The sequence below is a fragment of the Venatoribacter cucullus genome (genome assembly GCF_016132445.1).
GTDB classification, from domain to species: Bacteria; Pseudomonadota; Gammaproteobacteria; order Pseudomonadales; family Oceanobacteraceae; genus Venatoribacter; species Venatoribacter cucullus.
Map to the genome: position 1 here is coordinate 484904 of NZ_CP046056.1, position 19347 is coordinate 504250.

The following is a 19347-nucleotide window of genomic DNA, read 5'->3' on the forward strand; positions in this document are numbered from 1 at the left end:
GCTGCAACAGGAGGTTTTACCTTAACCGCTGGGCATTCAGTGTCACTCGCACCGTCTGCGTATTTAGCCGTTGTTACAAACCAGACAACCGGCTGGTGGCTCTGCTACCGATGACTGAGGCTCCTTAGTCAATCCCCAGCTTTTTACAGCGATAACGCAGGGCGCGGAAACTGATGCCCAGTTTTTCGGCGGCGGCGGTTTTATTCCAGCGGGTGGCCGTTAAGGCCTGGGTAATGGCGCGGCGTTCAATGTTTTCCAGGTAATCTTCCAGGTTGCTGGTGTCGATGCGGCCCTGAACCGCTGGCATCAGCTCTTGTGGGCCGGTTTGTAATTGCAGATCAGCGGCGCTGATGCTGTCGCCCTCGGCCAGTGTCACCACCCGTTGCAGCAGGTTTTCCAGCTCGCTGACATTGCCGGGAAAAGCATAGTGTTGCAGTGCATCCAGCGCGTCGGCCTGCAGGGTCAGTTCCGGCATACTCCACTGGCGGCAATACAGGCGCATAAAATGGTTGGCCAGCAGCGGGATATCCTGCGAGTGTTCGCGCAGCGCCGGGACGTTCAGGGTAATGACATTCAGGCGGAACAGCAGGTCCTGGCGGAACTGCCCTTGTTGTACCAGCTGGCTCAGGTCTTTGTCGCTGGCGCTGAGCAGGCGGAAGTCGGCAGCCAGGTGTTGCTCCTGCCGCGGATCACTAAGGGTTTTATCCTGCAGCACACGCAGCAGACGGCCCTGGCATTCGGGGGGCAGCTGGTCAATGTCGGTTAACAGCAGCGTACCGCCATCGGCCGCATACAGCAGGCCATCGGCGGGGTTATGTTCACCAAACAAGGCCTGTTCCAGCTCGGCTGGTGAATGTTCCCGGCAGGACAGTGATACCAGCGGCCGCTGTGCACGGCTGCTCTGGTGGTGAATCAGGCGCGCGGTCAGCTCTTTGCCGCTGCCATCTTCGCCGAAAATAAACACGGGTGCCTGGGTGCGGGCAACTTTAAAAATCTGTTCTTTCAGGCTTTGCATCGGTGCGGAATCACCAATCAGCCCAATAGCCGACGGCAGGGTTTCCAGGTGCACCGGTACTTTGCTCAGTTGCAGTGCCTGGCGGGCCAGCTGGCGCAGCCGTTCGGTATCAATGGGTTTGGCCACCACATCGAAGGCGCCGGCTTTCATGGCGCTGACGCCCAGTTCCATATTGCCGTAAGCGGTAATCATGGCCACCGGCATGTCGGGAAATTTCTGCTGACACAGCTGAATTAAATCCAGCCCGTTACCATCCGGCAGTTTCATATCGGTAATGCAGAAATGGTAACTGCGTTGCTGCAGTTGCTGACGCGCTTCGGCGACCGAGCCGGCCTGAAAACATTCCAGCTCCATGCGGTTCAGGGTCATGGCCACCAGGGTGCGGATGTCGGCTTCATCGTCAATAATCAACGCTCTGAATCGGGTCATGCGGAAAGTCCTGGGCTGTGAATATCGGCCGGTGTGTTCAGGGTGAGGCGGAAACAGGCGCCACCGGCCACCGGATAATACTGAATGCGGGCTTCGTTGGCTTCACACAATTCACGGCATAAATACAAGCCGAGGCCGGTGCCGTTGTGCTCGCTGGTATGAAATGGTTCAAATAAATGTGGTAATTGTTCGGCACTGACACCACCGCCGTTATCCATAATATCCAGTTGTACTTTGTGCGTGCGCAAGGCCACTGCCACGATGTGCAGGCGGGCATTGTTGCCGCTGTGGCGGCAGGCGTAGCGTAAGGCGTTGGCGCATAAATTATGCAGAATCTGTTGCAGATGGTCGGCATCAAAACGCACCAGAATATCGTCGCTGCAGTGCAGATCCAGATGGAACGGCACGGCGCTGTGCTGCGCTTTGAACTGGCCGGTAAAGTGTGTCAGCCAGGGTGCTAAACGCAGCGTTTCAATACTGGATTTGCCGCGCCGGGACAGTTGCAGCACATCTTCAATGGTGCGGTTAATGCGCAGGCAATGCTGCTCAATAATCTGGGTTAATTGTTTTTCACTTTCCTGCAAATACGGCGTTTCTTCCAGCAATTGTGCGGCCTGGCGCAGGGCGCTGAGCGGGTTGCGGATTTCATGGGCGATGGAGGCAGTCAGACGTCCCAGAGAAGCCAGTTTTATTTGCTGGGCCTCGGCGGCCAGGCGGGCACTGTCTTCAATTTCCAGCAAATAATCACCACTGTCGGGATGACCAACCGCCACTTTGCGCAGCAGCAGATTTTCGCCGTGATGTTCCAGCAGTTTCTGTTCGCCATAAAACCGCAGGTCAGCGGGCAAAATATCACCCTGTTGCAGGTTAAACCATTGGCCGGCGCGTTCATTCAGCAGCAGGATTTTGTGGCCCGGATCACAGGCAATAATGCCATCGGGCATATCCAGCAGTGCCTGCTGGCTGAAGCGTTGCAGGCGGCGTAAATGGCTGGCCTGTTCGGAGGCCAGACTCAGGGCACTGTTCAGCCGGCGTGATACACCCTGCGTCAGAATGGCCAGCACAAAGGCCAGCAGGCCGTACGAACCGGCCCGCACCACCTCGGCGGCATTAATGTCCTGCGGCTGAATATATTCGGTATAAAACACCGCCAGGGTAATCCAGGCGGCCACGCCAAACCCCAGCACTCCGGGCGCCAGCAGGTTGGAAATAACCAGGGGAATCAATAATAAACTGGAGAAACCGGAGCCGAGGCCACCGGAGGCCAGCATCATGGCCGCCAGCAGGGCGACTTCCACAAACACATAACCGACAGCGGCCTGCGGGTCGGGCCGGCGGCTGGCCAGGGCGGCAAATAAGGCCGCCACCACCACATAGGCGCTGGCCGCACTGAGCATCAGCACCGGCCGGACATTGCCGACAAAGGTACCGCTGCGGTCGAGGCCGGCTGTAATCATCAGTAGCAATGCCAACAGCAGGGAATAATAGCTGTACAATTGCAGCAGTTGTTTGCCGCGTACGATCATGCCGCCGGAAAACCAGGCTTTCACAGTTGCTCCTTACTGCAGGCCGGTATTGGTTGCATTGCACCGACCGGGGAATTTTTCGACAATATGCCACCACTCATCAGGGTAATCCGGGAATATGTCTCAGTCACTCGTTATGGCGCTGGCGCAGCAGAATTTTCTGGTCGGCGACATTGCCGGCAATGCGCAGCGTATTGTTGAACTCAGCCGTCAGGCGCAGCAGCAGGGCGCCGACCTGATTGTTTTTTCCGAACTCGCCTTAACCGGTTACCCACCGGAAGATTTATTGCTGCGTCCCAGCCTGCAAACCCGGGTAGAGCAGGGGCTGCAGCAGATTGCCGCCGCCAGTCAGGATATTGCCATTGTGCTGGGCTTCCCCTGGCGCGAAAACGGCCAGCTGTTTAACTGCGCCGGTTTCTGGCATGGCGGCGAATGTCTGGGGCGGTATGCCAAGCAGTGCCTGCCCAGTTATCAGGTATTTGATGAACACCGCTATTTCAGTGTTGGCGACCAGCCCTGTGTGATTGACTGGCGCGGCCATAAACTGGCGCTGACGGTTTGCGAAGATATCTGGCATAAGCAGCCGGTGGCCCAGGCGGCCGCGGCCGGTGCCGATCTGGTTCTGAATATCAATGCCTCGCCGTTCCATCAGGGCAAACACAGCGAACGGGTGAATTTACTGGCCAGCCACGCCCGCCGCCACAACCTGTCGTTGCTCTATGTGAATCAGGTCGGAGGTCAGGATGAACTGGTGTTTGATGGCGCCTCGTTTGCCATTTCTGCCACCGGCGAGCCGGTACTGCAGCTGCCCGCCTATGCGGAAGCGTTAGGGCTGGTGCGCTGGCAGCAGGGGCAACTGAGTGCGCTGACCGCCAGTGCTGAAGCGCATACCGATACCCTCGGCAGCCTGTATCAGGCGCTGGTGTGTGGCGTGCGTGATTATGTGGAAAAAAACCGTTTTCCTGGCGTGTTGCTGGGGTTATCCGGCGGTATTGATTCGGCGTTAACCCTGGCCATTGCCGTCGATGCCTTAGGCGCTGAGCGGGTAAAGGCGGTGATGATGCCGTTCGCTTACACCTCGGATATCAGCAAGGCCGATGCCGCTGAGCAGGCAAGCATTATGGGCGTGGAATACAGCTCGATTTCCATTGAGCCCATGTACAACGCCTTTATGCAGCAGCTGGCCGGCGAGTTTGCCGGGTTACCGGTTGATACCACCGAACAGAATCTGCAGGCCCGCTGTCGTGGCGTGCTGTTGATGGCGTTGTCGAACAAAAGCGGCGCCATGGTGCTGACCACCAGTAACAAGAGCGAATCGGCGGTGGGCTACAGCACCCTGTACGGCGATATGGCGGGTGGCTACTGCGCGTTGAAAGATGTTTACAAAACCCAGGTGTTTGCGCTGGCAGCGTACCGTAACGGCTTAAGCCCGGTGATTCCGCAGCGGGTAATGGAGCGGCCGCCGTCAGCGGAACTGGCGCCGGATCAGAAAGACGAAGACAACCTGCCGCCCTACACAGTGCTGGATGCCATTCTGGCGCGCTACATCGAGCAGGACCTGAGCGCCGATGCCATTATCGCGGACGGCTTTGCGGCCGAGGATGTGTTGCGGGTTATCCGGCTGGTGGATATTAATGAATACAAACGCCGGCAGGCGCCGATTGGAGTGCGGGTCAGTCAGCGCGGTTTTGGCCGCGACCGGCGTTATCCGGTGGTCAATGGCTGGAAGGCGGGGATCTGAGGGCGAGACGGGAGACGTTTGGATGGGAGACGGTTTGCGTCTCCCATCCAAGCGTCAGGCATTCAGCACACAGTGCTGGCTTGTTCAGCGTCTCCCGTCTCCCGTTAAGCGTCCCGCATTAATCAATCAACCCAAAGCTGATGATATTCCAGAACGAGCGGCGGTCGGTCATGGCCAGGCCGGATTCCACGAATTCGCCATTCTGCAGTTGCGGGTGATCCGGGTGGTTCAGTTGCAGCAGGGCCAGCGCTTTGGCTGCTTCTTCGGTCATATTCAGGTAGCCATAGGCTTCCACCTGCAGCGCCAGTGCTTCGGCCACCGCCGGAGTACCCTGGTAATTCAGCAATACGGTATTAGCCCGGTTGGCCGCGGCAATAAAAGAATGACGCTTCATTAAATAGCGCGCCACGCCCACTTCATGGGAGGCCAGACGCTGTTTGATATACACCATACGGGCGCGGGCATCGGCAGTGTAAGGGCTGTCGGGGTAGCGCTGCAGCAGTTCCGCAAAATGGGCAAAGGCATCGCGCAGCGGGGTTGGATCACGGCGGGCAACGTCGTGGTCAAAATAGCGCTCGGAAAAGACAAAACCCATTTCATAGGTGGCCAGTGCGCGCATGTAATAAGCGTAATCGACCTGTTCATGCAGCGGATGCAGACGGATAAAGCGCTCGGTGGTGGCCAGCACCGCTTCCAGATCAGACAGTTTGTACTGGGCGTAAATCATTTCCAGCTGGGCCTGTTCGGCATATACCCCGAACGGGTAGCGGGATTCCAGCTCGCGCAGGCGTTCCTGCGCAATAATAAAGTTTTCATTGGCGAGCGCTTCACGCGCCTGCTGATAATATTCCTGCTCAGTCAGTTCCTGGTTGCGGTTGGGATTGCCGGAACAGGCGGTGAGTAACAGGGTAAAAACAACCAGCAGCCAGCGGGAGTTCATGGAGTGCATTCCTGATTATCTATATACTTGGCGAAATGCCGTATTAAAGCACAGACGCCGGGCAGCCCCAACATGGGCACTGGTTATTCCGCGCTTGCAGGCCCACCCCAGCATGCCAGAAACTTTATGAACACTCAGATAGCACACCGCGCAGAAGTTCCCTACGACATGGGCAACCGCCGCTTCGACCAGATCGCCGCCGAACTCTTTCCCGATTATTCCCGTTCGCGTCTGCAGCAGTGGATTAAAGACGGCCAGCTGCTGGTGAATGGCGAAGTACGCCGGGGCCGCGACAAACTGGTCGGCGGTGAAACACTGGAATTGCAGGCCGAACTGACGCCCGAAGGCGACTGGCAGGCGGAAGATATCCCGCTGGATATCATCTACGAAGACGATCAGATTCTGGTGATTAACAAACCGGCGGGGCTGGTGGTACATCCGGCCGCCGGCAATTATGAAGGCACCTTGCTGAATGGCTTGCTGCATCGTTATCCGGAACTGGCCAATATTCCCCGCGCCGGCATTGTGCACCGGCTCGACAAAGACACCACCGGCCTGATGGTGGTGGCCAAAACCCTGCCGGCTCAGCATCATCTGGTGGGGCAGCTGCAGGACCGCAGCATGGGGCGCGAATACGAAGCCGTGGTGCAGGGCTACATGACCGGCGGTGGCACCATTGAAGAACCCATTGGTCGCCACGGCACCCAGCGCACCAAAATGGCGGTGAATCCGATGGGTAAAGAAGCCGTAACCCATTACCGGGTGCTGAAGCGTTTCCCGACCCACACCCATATCCGCGTAAAACTGGAAACCGGCCGCACGCACCAGATCCGCGTGCACATGGCACACATCGGTTACCCGCTGGTGGGTGATTCCACCTATGCGCCGCGTACCCGTTTAACCAAAGGCATCGGCCCGGAACTGCGGGAAACCCTGCTGCATTTTGGCCGTCAGGCATTGCACGCGCGCAAGCTCGGCCTGCTGCATCCGGACACCGAAGAATGGATGGAGTGGGAAGTGGACCTGCCGGACGACTTTGTGCACCTGCTCGATGTGCTGGAAGCCGATGCCGCCCGTGACTGACGCTTTTTTTACCCCTGCCTGGCCGTTGCCGGCCAATGTGCGGGCGGTGGTTACCCAGCGCAGCGGCGGTATTTCTGCCGCCCCTTTTGACAGCAATAATCTGGCCACGCACGTTGGCGACCAGCCGGCTGCCGTGGTGCATAACCGCCAGCTGTTATGGCAACAGCTGCCGGGGGTGCGCAGCATTCAATGGCTGAATCAGGTGCATGGCACCGCCGTGGTAGCGGCCTGTGGTGGTACCGTGGTGCCGGTCGCTGATGCGCAATTTACCCGGGAAAAAGGTCTGGCCTGTGCCGTGCTTACCGCCGATTGTCTGCCGGTGCTGTTTTGTGCGGCCGATGGCTCACAAGTCGCGGCGGCGCATGCGGGCTGGCGGGGGCTGGCCGCCGGCGTGTTATTGAAAACCCTGCAGCAGTTTGCTGACCCTGAACAGGTGCTGGTGTATCTGGGGCCGGCTATCAGTGCCGGGCATTTTGAAGTTGGACCAGAGGTAAAAGCCGCTTTTTCCTGGGCCTCAGCAGACTGCTTCCGCCCCGGTACGGGCGATCGTTATTTTGCCGATTTATACCAGCTGGCGCGCCAACAATTGCAGCGTGCCAGCGTGGTTCATATTCATGGCGGTGAGCACTGTACCTTTCGTGACGCACAGCAGTTTTATTCCTATCGTCGTCAGGCCGTTACCGGCCGTCAGGCCAGCCTGATCTGGCGCCTGTAAGCTGTTTTTTTAGCGGCAATACTGGCGGATCAGCTCATCCACGTCTTTGTTTTGCTCGTCCCGCTCGGCGCTGGTGAGTGGCCGGAAACTGCCATCCGGCATCTGGAAGCGGCGGTTAGCGGCTTCATTCAGCGCCTGCTTGTATTCCCGTGCCTGCTGGCAGTTCTTTTCCGCCTGTTCTTTGCTGACGCTGGGCTGCAGTGCTACCGGTTTGCTGGCCGTGGTTTCCCGGGCCGCGGCTGCAGCTTCTGTTGTGGGCTGGGCTGCCTCGGCGCTGGCCGGGGTGGCACCGCGCTGCACGCGCAGTTCAACGCTTTCAGCTTGCAGGTTAACTTCCCGCGGTGGCTGGCTGCCAAAATGCACTTGCCCATCGGCGTCGGTCCAGCGGTAAATTTTTTCGGCCTGAGCCGGTGCGGTGGACAACAACAGAGCGGTAATCAGCAACAGAACAGAGCGCATAAGCGGGTACTCATCCAATGAATAAATCAATGCGCTGAGGCTCCTTAAATGCGCCGGATTTGTCAAGGATTCAGCTGGACATCAAAGTCGGAAATGCTAGAATTGCCGGGCTTTTGATCGACAGCCTGCGCCGCCACCCTGTGCCCCGCTGCGGTCAATAACAGCCTCTGGGCAGTTATCCTCTGCCCCGGTCAGATCCGCCAGCCTCGACCAGGCGCGGAATTCTGATGAGAAACTACGAGTTAATCATCCAGCCTGAACGGGACGCACAGCAGATGCGGCCCGCTATCACACTTATTTCAGTTACCCACGCTCCCGCTGCGGGAGCCTGTGAGAGAGGATAGTACGGTGGAATTACTTTCCGGCGGAGAAATGTTGGTTCGTGCACTGCATGAATCGGGCGTTGAATATATTTATGGTTACCCGGGCGGCTCCCTGCTGCACGTTTATGATGCCCTGTACAAACAAAGTGCCGTGAAACACGTACTGGTGCGCCACGAGCAGGCGGCTGCGCACATGGCCGATGGCTACGCTCGGGCGACTGGTAAGCCGGGTGTGGTGATGGTCACCTCTGGTCCGGGTGCAACCAATACCATTACCGGTATCGCCACGGCTTATACCGATTCTATTCCCATGGTCGTGATTTCCGGCCAGGTTATGAGCTATCTGGTGGGCGACGATGCCTTCCAGGAAACCGACATGCTGGGTCTGTCGCGCCCGATCGTGAAGCACAGCTTTGCCGTGCGTCGTCCGGAAGATATTCCGGAAATCGTCGCCAAGGCCTTTCATATCGCCAGCACCGGCCGTCCCGGCCCGGTAGTTATCGACATTCCGAAAGACATGACCATGCCGAACGAGCGCTACGAGTATGCGTACCCGCAGAAAGTAAAACTGCGTTCTTACACGCCGCCGCAGCGTGGTCATTCCGGTCAGATCAAAAAAGCCGTTGAGTTAATGCTGGCCGCCAAGCGTCCGATTATTTATGCCGGCGGCGGCGTTATTCTTGACCGCAGCTCCGACAAACTGCGCGCGCTGGTCGATCGTCTGAATTTCCCCTGCACCAACACCTTAATGGGCCTGGGCTCTTATCCGGGTACCGCTGAACGCTTCCTGGGTATGCTGGGTATGCACGGTACTTACGAAGCCAACATGGCCATGCACCATGCCGATGTGGTCATTGCCATCGGTGCGCGTTTCGATGACCGCGTTACCAACGCCACCAGCAAGTTCTGCCCGGATGCCAAGATCATTCATATTGATATTGATCCATCGTCCATTTCCAAAACCATCGTTGCCGATGTACCCATTGTTGGTCCGGTTGGCAACGTACTGGATGAAATGGTGGCGTTGCTGGATGAAAGCAAAGAAACGCCGGATGCCGAAGCTATTGCCGCCTGGTGGAAACAAATTAATGAATGGCGTCCGCGTCACGCCATGCGTTATGAGAAAAACGACAACGGCCTGATGAAACCGCAGGAAGTGATCGAAGCCATGTGGACCGCCACCAAAGGCGACGCCTACGTTACTTCCGATGTGGGCCAGCATCAGATGTTTGCCGCCCAGTACTACAAATTTGATAAACCGAACCGCTGGATCAACTCCGGTGGTCTGGGCACCATGGGCTTCGGCTTCCCGGCCGCCATGGGCATTAAAATGAACTTCCCGGAAGAAATGGTGGTGTGCGTTACCGGTGAAGGCTCCATCCAGATGAACATTCAGGAACTTTCCACCTGTCTGCAGTACGGCATTCCGGTAAAAATCCTGTGTCTGAACAACGGCTCGCTGGGCATGGTGCGTCAGTGGCAGGATATGAACTACGAAGGCCGTCACTCACACTCCTACATGGAATCGCTGCCGGACTTCATCAAGCTGGTAGAAGCCTATGGCCATGTTGGTATGCGTGTGGAAACCCGCGATCAGCTGCCACAGGCGCTGGAAGATACCTTTGGTAAATACAATGGCCGTCTGGTGTTCCTCGATGTCGCTGTCGACCCGGAAGAACACGTGTACCCGATGCAGGTGCCGGCTGGCTCCATGCGTGATATGTGGCTGAGCAAGACGGAGCGGACCTGATCATGAGACACATTATTTCAATTCTGCTGGAAAACGAACCGGGCGCACTGTCACGGGTTATCGGCCTGTTTGCGCAACGCGGCTACAACATCGAAACCCTGACCGTGGCGCCGACCGAAGACAAAACCCTGTCGCGTCTGACCATGACCACCTACGGCGACGACCGTAAGATCGAACAGATCACCAAGCAGCTGAACAAGCTGATTGAAGTGGTGAAGCTGGTGGATCTGTCGGAAGGCCCGCACATTGAACGCGAGCTGATGCTGATTAAGGTAAAAGCATTGGGCGCGCAGCGCGCGGAAATTAAACGCACGGCCGATATTTTCCGCGGCCAGATCGTCGATGTTTCTGCCAGTGTTTACACCATCCAGCTGACCGGTACCACCGACAAGCTGGAAGCCTTTATCGAAGCCATCGGTACGGGTTGTGTACTGGAAACCGTGCGTACCGGTGTGTCCGGTATTTCCCGCGGCGAGAAGATCCTGAGCCTGTAAGGTTAAGGTTCAGCGCCTGAAAGCCCTCTCCGGAGGGCTTTTTTTATGGCCGAGGTTCAGGAGGTAAGGTCTATTACTCGCCCCGCACCCGGCCGCGCAGATTTTTGATGGCGCTGCGTTTTACTTTGCTGTCGACCCGTTTCACCTGCGAGGAGCGGGTGGGCTTGGTGGGTACCCGCTTTGGCAGCACTTTGCCGGCACTCTGAATTAAGGCCTGTAAGCGCTGCAGCGCGTCTTCGCGGTTTTGTTCCTGGGTGCGGAATTGCTGCGCTTTCAGTACCACCACGCCGTCTTTGGTAATGCGCTGATCGTTAAGCGCCAGCAGGCGTTCTTTGTAAAAGTCGGGCAGGGACGAGGCGCGGATATCAAAGCGCAGGTGAATGGCGCTGGACACTTTATTGACGTTCTGACCGCCGGCGCCCTGGGCGCGGATGGCGGTCAGTTCGATGTCGCTCCAGGGAATCCGGACAGCGTTGCTGATAAACAGCGGATCGGTAATCTCATTCATGAACCGGGTTATACCGGTACATCGGCCAGATGGAAAGCAATGGCCCAGAAATGGCAGAAGCCGCCACCAATCACAAACAAGTGCCAGATTTCGTGAAAGCCAAACCATTTTGGCCAGGGGTCCGGCCATTTGGTGGCGTACACCACGGCACCCAGGGTATAGCTGATGCCGCCATACGCCATCCAGCGTAAGGCCTCGGCCGGAATCTGTTCCAGCGCCGGGTAAGCAAACACCACCAGCCAGCCCATCAGCACATAAATAACGGTCGAGAACCAGCGCGGCGCACTCAGCCAGACCAGCTTCAGAATGACGCCGGCAAAGGCCAGTGCCCACACCACGCCAAACAGCCACCAGCCGGTACTGCCATGCAGCGGAATTAAACAGATGGGCGTATAGGTGCCGGCAATCAGCAGAAAAATGGCCATGTGGTCGATGCGTTTCAGCAGCTGGATAACAGGCGCCGGCGCATGCACCAGGTGGTACAGCGTGCTGCTGGCAAACATCAGCAGCAGGGTGGCGCCGAAAATCATAAACGACACCATGTGCCACACACCGCCGTGCAGGGCAGCCTGCGCAGCCAGAATACAGAGCGCCACAATGGCAAATACAGCGCCGGCCAGATGGCTGAGGCCGCTGACGGGATCACGGAAAATAGCGTGCATAATGCAATTAATTCTTTATGTAAGGTGAGAGGCGCTTACGATACGGTATTTTTATCATCGTGCAAAAGGCGCTACCGAAGCATGCAAGAAGATTCTGCCGCCAGTGGTTGGCTGGTGTATCTCGTCCGTACCGCCGCCGGCAGCCTGTATTGTGGTGTTACCAACGATATGGAGCGGCGTTTCCGTGAACACTGCGCCGATGGCCCGCGTAGCGCCAAAGCCTTACGTGGCCGCGGGCCGCTGCAGTTGGTGTTTACTTACCCCGCAGCGGATAAGCAGCAGGCCATGCAGCTGGAGTGGCAGATAAAACAATGGCCAAAAGCCCGCAAAGAAGCGCTGGTGAGCGGGCTGATTGGTCTGGATGCAATCATTAGCTGATTTTTGAAATATCAGTTGTTCTGTTATGGAAATAATGTGGGGTTTGCCGGCGTATCCGCACCTGTGCCGGCGGATACTGATGTGGTACAAACGTACAACTTATAACAACAACAAAGAAAACCTTCTCACAGGGTACTTTCATGCGTCTGCTTTGTTCCTTATTGGCGTTGGTCAGCCTGACGGCCTGTGCCAATACCCGCACCCTTGATATTAACCAGCCGCTGCCGGCAGCGCCGCCATTAAGCCAGTATGCCGAAGCCGGTGCGGTGTCGGTGGATATTACCCCGCCACCGGGTATGCCCATGGGTGGCTATTCGGTAATGGCCAACCGCGGCCAGGGGTTCCGTACCCGCATTAAAGCGCGTGTGGTGTATCTGCATGATGGTAAAGGTCAGGCCATGGCGCTGGTGCAGACCGATCTGACGGCCGCCTCGTTATTGCTGCAGCATGCGGTGGCGGCGCGGGTGGCGGAGACGACCGGGCTGAAGCCGGCCGATATTGCCATTACCGCCTCGCACAGCCATTCGGCGCCGGTGAATTTCTTCGATAACGATTTTTACAACAAACACATGTCCAGCGGCCAATGGCTGGAGCCGGAGTTTCTGGAGTTCGCCACCGCGCGCATCAGTGCCGGCATTATCGATGCTTTCAATAGCCGCCGCCCGGCCAAAATCGCCACCGGCAAAAAAGACATTTATGGCTACAACCGTAACCGCTCACTGGATTCCTGGGCGCTGAACCACAACGTGGGCGAGGTGGATCTGGACGATTCGCAGCAAAAATTCCGCGCCGTGAACCCGTCGCTGTACATGGTGCGGGTGGATGTGAAAGATGACGACGGTGCGTTTAAACCGCTGGCGGCATTCTCCAGTTTTTCTGTACACGCCACGGCGCTGACCGTACCGGTTGAGGTCTACAACGCTGACCTGTTTGCCTATGCCCAGAAAGATCTGGAATGGACCATCCGCGACCGTTACAACACCCCGTGGCCGGTGGTGCATGCGCTGAGCACTGGCACCCAGGGCGATATGGCGCCGGCCTTGCCAGAACAGGGTGATAACACCTTTGGTCATCATCACGTCGACTGGAAAGCCGCCAAACAGCTCGGGCAGGGCATTGGTCGTGAAGCCATTGAACTGTTTGAGGACCTGGGGCGGGAGCTGACCGCCGAGGTGTCTCTGGCCAGTGCGGCGCGTGAACTGAACATCCGTGAACATCATCAGGCGGGCGAGGTGGCAATCTGTCAGGACGCCGCCGTGGGCAACCCGGTGGCCGCCGGTGCCTTTGAGCGCCGTACCCCCTTTCTGGCCGCCATTCCGTTCTTTAAAGGCGGTAATGTCATGGCGCGCCGCTGGTGGTTCTTTAATGAGGGCTGTCAGGGCAACAAGCGTCATCTGGGCTTTTCATTCCTGCAGCCACTGCTGGAACCGAAAGACAGCTTTCCCAATACCGTGCTGTTCCAGCTGCTGCGCATCAACGACATGCTGATTCTGCCGCTGCCGTTTGAAACCACCACCGAGGCGGGTCGCCGCATCAGCCAGCGGGTACAGGATGCCTTTAATGCGGCCGGACAGCCGCTGCGTTATGTGTGGGTGGCCAGTAACGCCAATGGTTATTTCGGCTACACCACCACACCGGAAGAGTATTCGCGCCAGAACTACGAAGGCGGTCATACGCTCTATGGCCAGTACAGCACACCGTATCTGGCCGAGCAGCTGGGCATACTGGCGCAGGATTTTCTGCAACAAGGCCCGCTGCAGGAACTGAAACCGGAATGGCGCTATGCCCTGAAAGTGAATTCGTTTCTGCCGCCGGAGAGCGTCAGCAGCGGTCAGCGCCGCTGGCTGCAAGCACCGCTGGCTGTTGCGGCGGAAGATACCCATGAAGAAGATTACATCGCGGTGCGCTGGCTGGATGTTGGCCCGCGTCAGATTGATTTTCACCAACCGCTGGTACGGATAGAACAGCGCCATGGCGATCAGTGGCAGCTGCTGCATAACGCCGGCGAGCCGGTGCATGACGATGGTTACGACATTGAAGTGCGCTACCTGAAAACCCACAAAGACGACGGCATGGCGCACTACGAAACCCGCTGGTACAACCCGGTGGCGGGTGGCGAATACCGCTTTGTGATTGCCGGCCGGGCCGGGCAGCCGGCGCTGTATTCGGCCCCGTTTCACTGGCAGGCCGGGCAGCAACCGGTGCCGGATATGGCGCATAGCGGGCAATAAACACCGGTGCGGCGCGAATAAGCGCCGCTTTTTTACCGGACTGTCATATTGTTCCTTTAGGTTTAGTCCCCCTCTTGAGTAGAATGGCTGCCGGATCTATACGATAACAAGAAATTACATGCTGAAATCCATCTGGGCCGCCCGCTGGTATGTTCTGCTGGGCTTAGTCGCTTTCCTTATTACGCTGCTGCTGACCACGCCGCTGCATTTTGTCTGGCGTTTTCTGGCACCCGAATTGTCGGCCCTGCCGGTGCAGGTGCAGCAAGTCAGCGGTACGTTATGGCGTGGCCGCATTCAGGTGCAGGTAATTCAGTTACGGGAACTGGGCGTGCTGGATACGCGCTGGGAATTATCGCCCTGGGCCTTACTGGCCGGCCGTGCCGATTTACGCCTGCAGATCGACAGCCCGGATTTACGCCTGCAGCTGCCGTTACAGATCGGCCTGAATAAGGTGCTGCATATTAATGGTGCCGATGGCTATTTCGACCTGCGTCCATTAGCCCCCATGCTGCAGCGTCAGCGCACCAAAGCCGAAGGTAATGTCGAGCTGAACCGCTTACTGGCCGAAGTTGATCTGAACACGCTGGTGTTTCAGCAGTTATCCGGTCAGCTGGTGTACAGTGGTGGCGCCGTCACCCTGCTGGTGGACAATAAACCCGTTAATGCCACGCTGCCGGTACTGTTAGGGCAGCTGGGGCGGGAACCGGAACGGGCGGCGCTGGACCTGACCACCGAAAGCGGAGAAACCCTGCTGCGCGGTTATTTACAACCGGATGGCTGGGCAGGTCTGGCCTTGCGGCGCCGCCTGCTGGATATCATCGGTCAGCCCTGGCCGGTGCAGGCCGAGGCCGACAGCGTAATTTTTGAAGTGTCACAGAAGGTTCTGTAACCTTGAGCGCGGCATTGGGGAGTACCGGATTGACGGAACAACAAACAATAAGACCGGCGTGGCAGCGGCGAATTCTGGCTGCAGGCAAAGTCCTGCTTACGGTGCTGATTGCAATACAGCTGGCGGCGTTGGTCTGGCGACTGGTCGCTCCGGAACCCCTGGTATTGCCGGCGCCGGCACAGACAGCCGGGAACAGCGTTGTCAGTGGCGGCGTGCAGGGAACGGCGCAATATCATTTATTCGGTGAGGTGGGCGCCGAGCCATTGGCGCCGGTCACTGAACAGGTCAGCGCTCCGGAAACCCGTTTACGGTTGCAGCTGTTGGGCATTACCAAAGGCCCGCGCGATGATGTCTCCAGCGCCATTATTGCGCCCCGGGGTGCCAGTGGTGAGTTTTATCGTATCGGTGATGTGGTACAGGGTTCTACCCGCCTGGCTGCCGTGTATGACGACCGCGTGATTCTCAACACCAACGGCAAACTGGAAACCCTGAAGTTTGACGAGCTCAGCGCCGCCGGCATCAGTGCCCGGGCCGTTGCTGCCGCACCGGTCGCTCCGGTAACGGCCACGCCACAGGGAAGCTTGCGCGAACGCTTCCGTGAGGTGCGCTCACCGGCGGATTTTATGAATATGGTCACCACCGAAGCCTCCGCCGATGCCGAAGGCGCGCTGCGGGAGCTGGGGCTGGAAAGCATTGGTGCCGGGCAGGGTTACCGGGTAACGCCGGGCTCTATGTTAACGGCGCTGCAGTTGCAGCCGGGTGATATTGTTTTGTCGGTAAACGGACAGTCGCTGGGCGACCCGCAGGCCGATCAGCAAGTGCTGGAACAGGTCAGTGCCGAGGGCAGTGCGCGAATAGAAGTGCAGCGCGGCAATAATCGTTTTGTGGTGAATCACAGTCTGAATTAATAAAGGAAATCAGCGTGTTAAAGCATTGGGCATTTATGGTGTTGCTGGCCATTGGTGGCGTGGCGCAGGCACAGACCGGCACACAAACCGCAGCATCGGACAGCTGGCAAATTAATCTGAAGGAAGCCGATATCGGCGCCTTTATTTCTCAGGTGGCCGACATTACCGGCAAAAGCTTTGTGATTGACCCGCGGGTTAAAGGCAAAGTGAACGTGCTGTCCAGCGAACCGATGAATAAAGACGGGGTGTACGAACTGTTTTTATCCGTGCTGCAGGTGCAGGGCTTTGTGGCCGTGCCGGCGGGTGATGTAACGCTGATTGTGCAGCAGAACGATGTCAAACAGCAGGGCCGCGACCTGGATGAAAGCGTGCAGGTCGACAGTCAGGAACTGCTGACCAAAGTCATTATGATTAAAAACACTCCGGCGCTGGATCTGGTGCCGATTTTACGCCCGCTGGTGGCGAAATACGGTCATCTGGCCGGGGTAAAATCCGCTAACGCATTAATTATTTCCGACCATGCCAACAATATTTTCCGCATCGAACAAATTATTGACCGCCTCGACCGCTCCGGCAGTGAAGAGCTGGAAGTCATCCAGCTGAAAGAAGCCTGGGTGGGCAACGTTGTCACCATGCTGCAGAACCTCGACCCGGCCAAGGTATCGCAGGGCAACGCGGCGGGCGCTAACGAAAATACCGCCGGTTCCATTCGTGTGGTGGCCGATGAACGCAGTAACCGGTTAATTATTAAAGGCGAAAAAAGCGCCCGCGAGCGTATCCGTAAACTGATTGAAGACCTGGATCAGCCGTCTTATTTTACCGGCAGTGCGCGGGTAATGCGGCTGCAGTATGCCGATGCCAAAAAACTGGCCGAATTGCTGAATGGTTTATTGTCGGATGCACCCGCCGGCGATAAAGACAACCAGGCCAAGGGCAAAGCCGGCATTCATGCCGACGAAGAACTGAACGCACTGGTGGTGCGGGCCGAACCGTCGCTGATGAAAGAAATTGAAGAACTGGTGTCGGCGCTGGATGTACGCCGGGCGCAGGTATTAATTGAATCGGCCATTGTCGAAGTGACCGGCGATATCAGTGATGCCCTGGGTTTTCAGTGGTTTTCCGGTGATCTGGATCAGCCGGTGGGCGGCACCAGTTTCTCCAATGCCGGGCCTTCGCTCAGCAGCATTGCCGGCAGCATTGTCAGCGGCAACCCGTCCGCTGCTCTCGGCAGCGGCCTGACGCTGGGTGGTTACAGTGAGTCCAACGGTCAGCCGGAATTTGGTCTGATCATGCAGGCGTTATCGACCAACACCAATACCAACCTGTTATCCACCCCCAGCATCATGACGCTGGATAACCAGGAAGCGGAAATTATTGTGGGTCAGAACGTACCCTTTTTAACCGGCTCTACCGCGTCCAGCACCAACACCAACCCCTTTACCACCATTCAGCGTCAGGACGTGGGTATTACCTTAAAAGTAAAACCGCACATTCATGATGGCACCGCCATTCGCCTGGAAGTGGAAGCCAAAGCGGAATCGGTGGCGCAAACCACGGTGGCCGGCAGTGCCGATTTAATTACCAATAAACGCTCGTTAAAAACCATGATTCTGGCCGACAACGAAGAAACCATCGTACTGGGTGGCCTGATCCGTGACGATATGCGCGAAGTGGAAAGCAAAGTGCCGCTGCTGGGCGATATTCCGCTGCTGGGCTGGTTGTTTAAATCAAAATCCGTTACTCAGGTAAAAAGCAACCTGATGGTGTTTTTACGCCCCACCATTGTGAATAACAGCGGTGTTTCCCGCGATGTCACCACTGAAAAATTCAACGGCATCTGGGAATTTACCGTGTCCGATAAAATCGGTAACAGCAATGACACCACGGTAACCGATCTGTTTAAAGGCTTACCGGTTACCCGTTAACCGGCATTTTCTTACTCTGCCAGCTGCAGCGGCTCAAACCCTGCAGCGCGCAGCAATTCCAGCAGGCCGATTAACGGCAAGCCAATCAGGCTGTTGGGGTCGCGCCCGTGCAGGGCGGCAAATAAATTAATACCCAATCCTTCCACTTTAAAACTGCCGGCACAGTCCAGCGGTTGTTCCAGCGCCACATAACGGCGGATTTCCGCGTCACTCAGATCGCGGAACTGCACGGCAAAGGGCTCCATCAGACAATATTCCTGGCCATCCGGTGCCAGTAAGCACAGACCGGTAAAAAACTGCACGGTTTTACCACTGCATTGCTGCAGCTGCGCCACGGCCTTTGCAACCGTGCCGGGTTTGCTGGTGATGGTGCCGTTAATCACACAGGCCTGATCCGAGCCGATAATCCAGTGCTGCGGAAATTGCGCGCGCAAGGCCTGGGCTTTTGCACAGGCTAACCGCTGCACATAGTCGGCCGGTGCTTCACCCGGTAACGCGCTTTCATCAATATCCGGGGCCGCCCAGTCAAAGGGAATGCGCAGCCGTCTTAATAATTCACGGCGGTAAGACGATGATGACGCCAGTAATAATTGCATGGCTGATCCTCAGGCTGGGAAAGCAGGCTTTTTTACAGAAATAAAAAAACCGGGACAAGCCCGGTTTTTTCAACAGCACAACGCGATATTAAGCCGCGAAGTTTTTGTTGGCGAATTCCCAGTTGGCCAGAGCCCAGAAGTTTTCCAGGTACTTCGGACGCAGGTTACGGTAATCGATGTAGTAAGCGTGTTCCCACAGGTCCACGGTCAGCAGCGGCGTAACGCCGGCTTCAGTGATCGGGGTAGCCGCGTTAGACGTGTTAACGATGGCCAGGGTGCCGTCGGCTTTTTTCACCAGCCAGGTCCAGCTGGAACCGAAGTTGCCAACGGCCATTTTGTTGAACTCTTCCTGGAATTTCTCGAAAGAACCCCAGGTGGCGTTAATTGCATCACCCACAGCGCCAGTAGCAGCGCCACCGCCGTTCGGGCTCAGGCTGTTCCAGTAGAAGGTGTGGTTCCAAACCTGAGCGGCGTTGTTGAAGATACCGCCGGTAGAGGTCTTGATGATCTCTTCCAGGGTTTTGCCTTCAAACTCGGTGCCCGGAACCAGGTTGTTCAGGTTGGTTACGTAAGCGTTGTGGTGCTTGCCGTGGTGGAATTCCAGAGTTTCGGCAGAAATGTGCGGCTCCAGAGCGTTTTTTTCATACGGCAGGGCAGGTAATTCAAATGCCATGGTCTCTCTCCATCAAGGTTGCTGAGTACGTTGTACTGACGGCACCGGTTGCTCCGGTGCTGCTTATTCGGTGCCGAATCATAACACCCCGGCCCCAAGGGT

Annotated in this window: 18 protein-coding genes; 10 read left to right on the plus strand and 8 right to left on the minus strand. The window is 57.2% G+C overall.

The annotated features are described in order from the left end of the window. Positions 1-124: 124 nt before the first annotated feature. Both GJQ55_RS02490 and GJQ55_RS02495 read right to left on the minus strand, forming a co-directional pair. Positions 125-1444 carry a sigma-54-dependent transcriptional regulator gene (locus GJQ55_RS02490; protein ID WP_228345938.1) on the minus strand — a complete coding sequence of 440 codons (1320 nt, stop codon included), beginning with the start codon at positions 1442-1444 and terminating at the stop codon, positions 125-127. Next, the gene (locus tag GJQ55_RS02495; protein ID WP_228345939.1) at positions 1441-2994 is read right to left on the minus strand and encodes a sensor histidine kinase; all 1554 of its coding nucleotides are present in this window, start codon (positions 2992-2994) and stop codon (positions 1441-1443) included. The genes GJQ55_RS02490 and GJQ55_RS02495 overlap by 4 nt, the downstream gene beginning before the upstream one ends. A 94-nt stretch (positions 2995-3088) precedes the next feature. Between GJQ55_RS02495 and GJQ55_RS02500 the strand changes: the two genes are divergently transcribed. Beyond that, positions 3089-4711, plus strand: coding sequence for an NAD+ synthase (locus GJQ55_RS02500; RefSeq protein WP_228345940.1), 1623 nt, complete (start codon positions 3089-3091; stop codon positions 4709-4711). A 118-nt stretch (positions 4712-4829) separates the two neighbouring features. On the opposite strand, the gene GJQ55_RS02505 is transcribed toward GJQ55_RS02500, so the two are convergent. Next, positions 4830-5651 carry an outer membrane protein assembly factor BamD gene (locus tag GJQ55_RS02505; protein WP_228345941.1) on the minus strand — a complete coding sequence of 274 codons (822 nt, stop codon included), beginning with the start codon at positions 5649-5651 and terminating at the stop codon, positions 4830-4832. 126 nt (positions 5652-5777) lie between these two features. Here GJQ55_RS02505 and rluD point away from each other — a divergent pair, with 126 nt between their 5' ends. Further along, positions 5778-6734, plus strand: a complete 957-nt coding sequence (gene rluD, locus GJQ55_RS02510) for a 23S rRNA pseudouridine(1911/1915/1917) synthase RluD (RefSeq protein WP_228345942.1) — start codon at positions 5778-5780, stop codon at positions 6732-6734. Next, positions 6718-7449, plus strand: a complete 732-nt coding sequence (pgeF, locus tag GJQ55_RS02515) for a peptidoglycan editing factor PgeF (RefSeq protein ID WP_420907152.1) — start codon at positions 6718-6720, stop codon at positions 7447-7449. Before rluD ends, pgeF begins: the two co-directional genes overlap by 17 nt. A gap of 9 nt (positions 7450-7458) precedes the next feature. Here the strand turns inward: pgeF and GJQ55_RS02520 are convergent, their stop codons facing one another. Then, on the minus strand, positions 7459-7908 hold the full coding sequence (locus GJQ55_RS02520; protein WP_228345944.1) for a DUF4124 domain-containing protein: 450 nt from the start codon (positions 7906-7908) through the stop codon (positions 7459-7461). Between the two features lie 348 nt (positions 7909-8256). Between GJQ55_RS02520 and GJQ55_RS02525 the strand changes: the two genes are divergently transcribed. Together GJQ55_RS02525 and ilvN are read left to right on the plus strand one after the other, a co-directional pair. Next, a complete protein-coding gene (locus tag GJQ55_RS02525) occupies positions 8257-9981 on the plus strand; it encodes an acetolactate synthase 3 large subunit (protein WP_228345945.1) in 1725 nt (574 codons plus the stop codon). Between the two features lie 2 nt (positions 9982-9983). Further along, a complete protein-coding gene (ilvN, locus tag GJQ55_RS02530; RefSeq protein WP_228345946.1) occupies positions 9984-10475 on the plus strand; it encodes an acetolactate synthase small subunit in 492 nt (163 codons plus the stop codon). A 73-nt stretch (positions 10476-10548) separates the two neighbouring features. Here the strand turns inward: ilvN and arfB are convergent, their stop codons facing one another. Together arfB and trhA are read right to left on the minus strand one after the other, a co-directional pair. After that, the gene (arfB, locus tag GJQ55_RS02535; RefSeq protein WP_228345947.1) at positions 10549-10983 is read right to left on the minus strand and encodes an alternative ribosome rescue aminoacyl-tRNA hydrolase ArfB; all 435 of its coding nucleotides are present in this window, start codon (positions 10981-10983) and stop codon (positions 10549-10551) included. Between the two features lie 8 nt (positions 10984-10991). Further along, positions 10992-11645, minus strand: a complete 654-nt coding sequence (trhA, locus tag GJQ55_RS02540; RefSeq protein ID WP_228345948.1) for a PAQR family membrane homeostasis protein TrhA — start codon at positions 11643-11645, stop codon at positions 10992-10994. An 81-nt stretch (positions 11646-11726) separates the two neighbouring features. Between trhA and GJQ55_RS02545 the strand changes: the two genes are divergently transcribed. The 5 genes from GJQ55_RS02545 (at position 11727) to gspD (ending at position 17976) form a co-directional block, all read left to right on the plus strand. Continuing rightward, complete coding sequence (locus tag GJQ55_RS02545; RefSeq protein WP_228345949.1) at positions 11727-12023, plus strand: GIY-YIG nuclease family protein; 297 nt, start codon at positions 11727-11729, stop codon at positions 12021-12023. 140 nt (positions 12024-12163) lie between these two features. Beyond that, positions 12164-14254, plus strand: a complete 2091-nt coding sequence (locus GJQ55_RS02550; protein ID WP_228345950.1) for a neutral/alkaline non-lysosomal ceramidase N-terminal domain-containing protein — start codon at positions 12164-12166, stop codon at positions 14252-14254. A gap of 118 nt (positions 14255-14372) precedes the next feature. After that, complete coding sequence (gene gspN / locus GJQ55_RS02555; protein WP_228345951.1) at positions 14373-15143, plus strand: type II secretion system protein N; 771 nt, start codon at positions 14373-14375, stop codon at positions 15141-15143. Between the two features lie 101 nt (positions 15144-15244). Continuing rightward, entirely contained in the window at positions 15245-16051 is an 807-nt protein-coding gene (locus GJQ55_RS02560) for a type II secretion system protein N (protein WP_228345952.1), read from the plus strand. Positions 16052-16065: 14 nt separating this feature from the next. Further along, positions 16066-17976 carry a type II secretion system secretin GspD gene (gspD, locus tag GJQ55_RS02565; protein WP_228345953.1) on the plus strand — a complete coding sequence of 637 codons (1911 nt, stop codon included), beginning with the start codon at positions 16066-16068 and terminating at the stop codon, positions 17974-17976. Between the two features lie 11 nt (positions 17977-17987). Here gspD and GJQ55_RS02570 read toward each other — a convergent pair whose 3' ends face one another. Continuing rightward, positions 17988-18572, minus strand: a complete 585-nt coding sequence (locus tag GJQ55_RS02570) for a Maf family protein (RefSeq protein WP_228345954.1) — start codon at positions 18570-18572, stop codon at positions 17988-17990. Positions 18573-18660: 88 nt separating this feature from the next. Then, on the minus strand, positions 18661-19245 hold the full coding sequence (locus GJQ55_RS02575) for a Fe-Mn family superoxide dismutase (RefSeq protein WP_228345955.1): 585 nt from the start codon (positions 19243-19245) through the stop codon (positions 18661-18663). Positions 19246-19347: the final 102 nt, after the last annotated feature.